The organism is Hydrogenophaga sp. 2FB (assembly GCF_005503365.1).
Classification (GTDB): domain Bacteria; phylum Pseudomonadota; class Gammaproteobacteria; order Burkholderiales; family Burkholderiaceae_C; genus Hydrogenophaga.
In genome coordinates this window covers 43,221-49,713 of the sequence record NZ_SCML01000046.1, presented here as the reverse complement: position 1 = coordinate 49,713, position 6,493 = coordinate 43,221, and the positions used below count along the sequence as shown (strand labels likewise).

Here is a 6,493-nt window from a genome sequence, read left to right as displayed (position 1 = left end):
CCCCCCTATGGTCCCGCACCTCGTCACCGCCCTGACCGGCCCCATCAACGAGCTCGAGCAGCGCATCCTCGAGTCCACCCCGGTGATCGAGCGCTGGTTCCGGCTGGAGTGGATGGAGCACACGCCGCCGTTCTACACCTCGGTGGACGTGCGCAATGCAGGCTTCAAACTGGCGCCGGTGGACACGAATCTGTATCCCGGCGGCTGGAACCACCTCACGCCCGAGATGCTGCCGCTGGCGGTGCAGGCGGCCATGGCCGCGATCGAGAAAATCTGCCCCGAAGCGAAGAACCTGCTGCTGGTGCCCGAGAGCACCACCGACACCTTCTACCTTAGCAACCTGGCACAGCTGCAGCGCATCTTCTACATGGCCGGGCTCAACGTGCGCCTGGGCTCGCTCTCCAACGACATCAAGGGCCCCACCACCATCGAGCTGCCCGGCGGTGACAAGGTGGTGCTGGAGCCGCTGATTCGCGGCAAGCGCCGCCTGGGTCTGAAGAACTTCGACCCCTGCACCATCCTGCTCAACAACGACCTGAGTGCGGGCGTGCCCGGCATCCTCGAGGACCTGCACGAGCAGTACCTGCTGCCGCCGCTGCACGGCGGCTGGCCCACGCGGCGCAAGAGCCTGCATTTCAAGGCGTACGAGGAAGTGTCCAAGCGCTTTGGCAAGCTGCTGGGCATGGACCACTGGCTCATCAACCCGATGTTCAGCCAATGCGGCCACGTCAACTTCAACGAAGACGCCGGGCTGGAGTGCGTGCGCAGCAATGCCGATGCGCTGCTGGGCAAGATCCGCCGCAAGTACAAGGAATACGGCATCAACGAAAAGCCGTTCGTGGTCATCAAGGCCGACAACGGCACCGGCGGCATGGGCATCCTGACCGTGCGCGACGCCAAGGATCTCGATGCGTTGTCGCCCCAAACCAAGGAGCGCATGGCCGTGGCGCAGGGTGGCCAGGCGGTGAGCGAGGTCATCATCCAGGAAGGCGTGCTGACCAACGAGCGCATCAACAGCGCGGTGGCCGAGCCCGTGGTCTACATGATGGACCGCTACGTGGTCGGCGGCTTCTACCGCGTGCACGCCACCCGCGGTGTGGACGAGAACCTCAACGCCCCCGGCTCCAGCTACGTACCGCTGGCCTTCGAGCAGAGCGCGCAACTGCCGCAGCCCGGCGTGAAGCCCGGCGCGAGCGTGCCCAACCGTTTCTACATGTACGGCGTGATCGGCCGACTGGCCATGCTGGCGGCCAGCTACGAACTCGAAGCCACCGACCCCGACGCCGAGGTCTACGAGTAAGTTGCTGCGGTGCAACATTTGCACGAGCGCATCCGTTTAGGTTGCTGAGCCCACAGACAAGGTGCCCGTGGCGGGCGCAAAATCGCGTTCCCTCGACAACTGAACCCCGCGCCGACAGGCCGGGGTTTGTTTTGTGTCAGCAGCTACCAAATCGTCACTTGCGGCGCTCACCCTCGGCGCCATCGGCGTGGTCTATGGCGATATCGGCACCAGCGTGCTGTACGCCGTCAAAGAGATCTTTGGCTCCGGCCACGTCCCGTTCACCCACGCGAACGTCTACGGCATCCTGTCCATCCTGTTCTGGACCCTGACCGTCATCGTCTCGCTCAAGTACGTCGTGCTCGTGCTGCGCGCCGACAACAACGGCGAAGGTGGCTTGATCGCCATGCTGGCGCTGGCCTCCAGTGCCGTGAAAGACCGGCCCGCGCTGCGCCAGACCTTGCTGGCCATCGGCATCTTCGGCGCCTCGCTGTTCTATGGCGACGGCGTCATCACCCCCGCCATCTCGGTGCTCTCGGCGGTCGAAGGCCTGGAGGTGATCTCGCCGCACTTCCGGCACTACGTCGTGCCCATTACCTTGCTGGTGCTGTTCGTGCTGTTCGCCGTGCAAAAGCGCGGCACCAGTGGCATCGGGCGCTTCTTTGGCCCGATCACGCTCATCTGGTTTCTTACGATCGCAGCGCTCGGCGTGGCGCAGATCGTGGGCCACCCCGAAATCCTCGGTGCGCTCAACCCCTGGCACGCGCTGCGCTTCATGTGGCTGTTCCCTGGCACCGCCTTCATCATCCTGGGCGCGGTCGTGCTGTGCGTCACGGGCGCCGAAGCGCTGTACGCCGATCTCGGCCACTTCGGCAAGCGGCCGATCCGCCTGGCCTGGTTCCTGATCGTCATGCCCTGCCTCACGCTGAACTACTTCGGGCAAGGCGCCTTGCTGCTGGCCGACCCCGCGGCGGTGAAGAACCCGTTCTTCAACATGGCGCCCGAGTGGATGTTGCTGCCGCTCGTGGGGCTGGCCACCATGGCCGCGGTGATCGCCTCGCAGGCCTTGATCACCGGCGCCTTCAGCGTGACCAAGCAGGCCATCCAGCTCGGTTACCTGCCGCGCTTGAAGATCCTGCACACCAGCGTGCGGCACACCGGCCAGATCTACATGCCCTTCGTCAACTGGGGCCTGTTCACCGCCATCGTCCTCGCGGTGGTCATGTTCAAGTCGTCCAGCAACCTCGCGGCCGCCTATGGCATCGCGGTCACGCTGGACATGCTCATCACGACGGTGCTCACCTTCTTCGTCATCCGCTACAGCTGGAAGTACCCGCTGGGCTTGTGCATCGCCGCTACGGGTTTCTTCTTCGTGATCGACGTGGCCTTCTTCAGCTCCAACCTGCTCAAGCTCTTTGCGGGCGGCTGGTTCCCGCTGCTCATCGGTGGCGCGGTGTTCACGCTCATGATGACGTGGAAGCAGGGGCGCGCGCTCATGCACGAGAAACAGCACGCCGAATCCATCGAGCTCAATGCCTTCCTCGACGCCATCTTCATCGCGCCGCCCGCGCGCGTCGAAGGCACGGCGGTGTTCCTCACCGCCGATATCGGCACCGTGCCCAACGCCATGCTGCACAACCTCAAGCACAACAAGGTGCTGCACGAGCAGAACCTGTTCGTCACGGTGCGCGCCCATGAGGTGCCGTGGATCGGCCTGAACAAGCGCCTGGAGATCGAGGCCCTGGGGCACGATTGCTGGCAGGTCATCGTGAACTACGGCTTCAAGAACGACCAGGACCTGCCCGAGGCGCTGTCGGCCATGCGCGGGCGCGGCTGTGAGGTCGGCACCATGACCACCAGCTATTTCCTTTCGCGTGACGTGGTCGTGCCCACCATCGGCAGCGGCATGGCGCCCTGGCGCGAAAAGCTGTTTGCGCAGATGCACCACAACGCCAGCGCGGCCGCCGAGTTCCTGAACCTGCCGAGCAACGCGGTGATCGAGCTGGGCTCGAAAGTCGAGATTTAGGCGCTTCGTCGACAGATAGACCACGTTTGTAGTAACAGGATCGGGATTTTCCTCAAAAATAATAGAAATAAAGTATTGATTTCAGGCCATTTGCCGCAGAGAATCCGCGGCCTTTGGTTTGAGTTCGATACACCTGTTTCTGGAGAGGAAGTCCCATGGCGTGGAAGAAGGCCGGCAGGCCAGCGCGCGGCACCGTCGCGTTTCAAGTTCTGGCGAGCGTGTTGTGCAGTGCGTTGTGGATCGGCCCGGTGGCTGGCCAGGTGGCGCGAGACCCCACCGAGCAGCAGCGCGACCTTGAGCGGGACATCACCGAGCAGCGCCGCGCGCAAGAGCGCGATGCCCAGCAGCGCGACCTGAGCCTGCCACCACGCGACGTGCGGCCCGATGCGCCGCCCGCCGCACCGGCGGCCCGTCTGCCCCAGGGCGAAACGCCTTGCTTCGTGGCCCGTGAGCTCCAGTTGCGCGGCCCGGATGCCCAGCGCTTTGCCTGGGTGCTGGACGAACTCGGTGGCCCCGACGGCCAGGATGGCCCCTTGCACCGCTGCCTCGGTGGGGAAGGGCTCGGCGTGGTGGCGCAGCGCGCGCAAAGCGCCCTGATGGAACGCGGCTTCGTCACCAGCCGCATGCTGGTCGACACCCAGGACCTGGGCCAAGGTCGACTCGTGTTCACCGCCATCCCCGGGCGCATTCGGCACATCCGCTTTGTCGACCCTTCAGCGGTCCGCGCGCCGTCGTGGAAAAGCGCCTTGCCCGCACGCCCCGGCGACGTGCTCAACCTGCGCGACATCGAACAGGCGCTGGAGAACTTCAAGCGCGTGCCCACCGCCGAGGCGGACATCCAGATCGAATCGGTCGGGGAACTCGGCGAAAGCGACCTGGTCATCCGCTGGAGCCAGCGCCTGCCGCTGCGCTTGAACCTGAGCGTCGACGACAGTGGCGCACGCAGCACGGGCAGATACCAGGGCAGCGTCACCCTCAGCCTGGACAGTCCGTTCGGACTCAACGACCTGTTCTACGTTGGCGTGCAAGGCGACCTGGGCGGTGGCGATCCGGGCCGGCGCGGCACGAACGGCCACTCGCTGCACTATTCCGTGCCCTGGGGCCATCACCGGCTGGCCCTGGACCTCAGCGAGCACCGCTATTTGCAAAGCGTGGCTGGGCTCTCGCAAGACTACGTCTACCGCGGCCACAGTGCTTCGCAAACCCTCACCCTCTCGCGCCTGCTGCGCCGCGATGCCACCCACGCGACGACCCTGCAACTCCAGGGCTTCGCGCGCCAGTCGCGCAACTTCATCGACGACACCGAGGTCGAGGTGCAGCGCCGCCAGGTGGGCGGCTGGCAACTCGGCGTCGAGCACCGCACCTTCCTCGGTGACGGCACGCTCGACCTGGGCCTGAGCTACCGGCGCGGCACCGGCGCGTTTGGCGCGCTGCGCGCGCCCGAAGAGGCCTTTGGCGAAGGCACGTCGCGCTTCGCGCTGGTGCAGGCAGACGCCCGCTGGCAGCAGCCCTTGCGCCTGGGCGCACAAACCGGGCGCTACATCGGCCAATGGCGCGGGCAGGTCAACCGCACGCCCCTGTCCCCGCAAGAACGCTTCGCCATCGGTGGGCGTTACAGCGTGCGCGGCTTCGATGGCGTATCCAGCCTGAGCGCGGAGCGCGGCTGGCTCCTGCGCAACGAAGTCGCCATGCCCTTGGGCGGGGGCGGGCACAGCGTCTTCATCGGGGTGGACCACGGTGAGGTCGATGGCCCGTCGGCCGACTTCCTGGTGGGCAAACGGCTCACGGGCGCGGTGCTCGGCCTGCGCGGCGGCATGGGCCCCCTGCAATACGAAGTTTTTGCCGGTTGGCCGCTGCGCCAACCCGAGGGGTTTCGCACCGCCCATATGACCTTGGGCTTCTGGCTCGCCGCGGGCTTCTGACCTGACGTCATCAAGGGCTTCCATCCGCTGCCCCGCAGCGGCAAGCCAACGCCCCGGCACAATCGCCGGATGTCATTTTTCCGCGACGTCAACCTCTCCGCCGCCACCGCCGGCTTCGTCGCCGTGCTGGTGGGCTTCACCAGTTCGGTGGCCATCGTCTTCCAGGCCGCGCAGGCCTTTGGCGCCACGCCGGCACACATCACCTCCTGGATGTGGGCGCTCGGCCTGGGCATGGGCCTGTGTTCGGCCATTCCCTCGCTGGTGTGGCGCCAGCCGGTCATGGTGGCCTGGAGCACGCCCGGCGCCGCGGTGCTGGCCACGGCTGGGCTGGCGGGTGGCTTCACCATGGCGGACGCGGTCGGCGCGTTTCTCATCAGTGCCGCGCTGATCGTGCTGGTGGGCGCCACCGGTTGGTTCGAGCGCGTGATGAACCGCATTCCCATGGCGATCGCTTCGGCCCTGCTGGCCGGTGTGCTCGCGCGCTTCGGCCTGCAGGCCTTTGCCGCCGCACAGACCGCACTGCCCCTGGTGGTGATCATGCTGCTGACTTACTTGCTCGGCCGGCGGCTCGCGCCGCGCTACGCCGTGCCGCTGACCTTGCTGGCATCGATCGTCTACGTGGTGGCGCGCGGCCAGTTCAACGGTGCTGCGGTAACGTTCGAGCTCGCCATGCCGGTGTTCACCATGCCGGCCTTCAGCATCGCTGCGTTCACCAGTCTCGCGTTGCCGCTGTTCGTGGTGACGATGGCTTCGCAGAACCTGCCGGGCGTGGCGGCGATCCGCGCGGCCGGCTACGACATGCCGATTTCGAAAATCATCACCATCAGCGGCCTGGCCACGTTGGTGCTCTCGCCCTTCGGTGCCTTCGCGCTCAACCTCAGCGCCATCACCGCCGCCATCTGCATGGGCCCCGAAGCGCACGCCGACCCGAAGAAGCGCTACACCGCCGCCGTGGTGTGTGGTGGCATCTATGTGTTGATCGGCCTGTTCGGCGCGGCCATCACCGGTTTGCTGATCGCCTTCCCGCGCGAACTGGTGATGGCCATCGCCGGCATCGCCTTGCTCGGCAGCATCGGTGGCGGCCTGCACGCCGCGTTGCGCGACGACACGCACCGCGAGGCGGCACTCATCACCTTCCTCGTCACGCTCAGCGGCGTGGTCATCGGCGGCATCGGCTCGGCCTTCTGGGGCGTGGTCGCCGGCGCTGTCGCGCTGTTTGTGCAACAGTACGCTTTCGCCGCGAAGCCCAAGCCTTAAACCATGCAT

Annotated in this window: 4 protein-coding genes; all 4 read left to right on the top strand. The window is 66.2% G+C overall.

Annotated features, from left to right (window positions below; genetic code table 11):
* The first annotated feature begins 7 nt into the window (after positions 1-7).
* The gene (gshA, locus tag FFS09_RS22720) at positions 8-1,300 is read left to right on the top strand and encodes a glutamate--cysteine ligase (RefSeq protein ID WP_137921216.1); all 1,293 of its coding nucleotides are present in this window, start codon (positions 8-10) and stop codon (positions 1,298-1,300) included.
* Positions 1,301-1,433: 133 nt separating this feature from the next.
* Positions 1,434-3,305, top strand: coding sequence for a potassium transporter Kup (locus FFS09_RS22715; RefSeq protein WP_137921214.1), 1,872 nt, complete (start codon positions 1,434-1,436; stop codon positions 3,303-3,305).
* A gap of 155 nt (positions 3,306-3,460) precedes the next feature.
* A complete protein-coding gene (locus FFS09_RS22710; RefSeq protein WP_137921213.1) occupies positions 3,461-5,227 on the top strand; it encodes a ShlB/FhaC/HecB family hemolysin secretion/activation protein in 1,767 nt (588 codons plus the stop codon).
* A 69-nt stretch (positions 5,228-5,296) separates the two neighbouring features.
* Complete coding sequence (locus FFS09_RS22705; RefSeq protein ID WP_137921212.1) at positions 5,297-6,484, top strand: benzoate/H(+) symporter BenE family transporter; 1,188 nt, start codon at positions 5,297-5,299, stop codon at positions 6,482-6,484.
* The last annotated feature ends 9 nt before the right edge of the window (positions 6,485-6,493 follow it).

Bases quoted from the DNA above. Each gene is read 5' to 3' on its own strand.
- FFS09_RS22710 (WP_137921213.1), top strand. From the start codon at position 3,461: ATGGCGTGGAAGAAGGCCGGCAGGCCAGCGCGCGGCACCGTCGCGTTT.
- FFS09_RS22705 (WP_137921212.1), top strand. From the start codon at position 5,297: ATGTCATTTTTCCGCGACGTCAACCTCTCCGCCGCCACCGCCGGCTTC.
- gshA (WP_137921216.1), top strand. From the start codon at position 8: ATGGTCCCGCACCTCGTCACCGCCCTGACCGGCCCCATCAACGAGCTC.